Raw genomic sequence first — 580 nt, forward strand, 5'->3', positions numbered from 1 at the left:
ATTGAAGGATATTCCTATGAAAAAGATTAACGTAATTATGCTCGCTGCAACCTCAGTATTATCAGCATGTTCCTTTTATGTATCAGCCGCTACGGTTGATGTATCGAAATTGATGAAGGATACAAGTTACACACAAAATACGTCCATGACCTCAGACTTGATGTTGATTAAGCACGGCGGCCATGGTGGTGGTCATGGAGGGAATGGAAACGGAGGCAACGGTAACGGCGGTAACGGCAACGGTGGTAATGGTAACGGTGGCAATGGGGGTAATGGCGGTAATGGTAACGGTGGTAATGGCAACGGCGGCAATGGGGGTAATGGTGGTAACGGGGGCAATGGTGGTAGTGGTAATGGTGGTAACGGCAATGGGGGGAATGGTAGCGGTGGGAATGGTAACGCAGGCAACGGAAGTATGTAATAACGAATCCCCCCTTATTGGGGGGATATCAATTACGCCTGGGGAATTAATAGCCATAGATGAAAGATAAATACATTGTTAAACAATGGTTAAACAAAAGTTAATTTAATTTATATTTTATGTTGATCTAAGCAATTTTGTAATCTATGTTTCATTTTA

The 580-nt window shown here is 42.9% G+C and carries 1 protein-coding gene; it reads left to right on the forward strand.

Features of this window, described 5'->3' with window-relative positions; translation table 11 throughout:
- Nucleotides 1-16: 16 nt before the first annotated feature.
- Complete coding sequence (locus V1952_RS22405; RefSeq protein ID WP_372558303.1) at nt 17-421, forward strand: hypothetical protein; 405 nt, start codon at nt 17-19, stop codon at nt 419-421.
- Nucleotides 422-580: the final 159 nt, after the last annotated feature.

The sequence above is a fragment of the Yersinia sp. 2542 StPb PI genome (assembly GCF_048593855.1).
GTDB classification, from domain to species: domain Bacteria; phylum Pseudomonadota; class Gammaproteobacteria; order Enterobacterales; family Enterobacteriaceae; genus Yersinia; species Yersinia enterocolitica_E.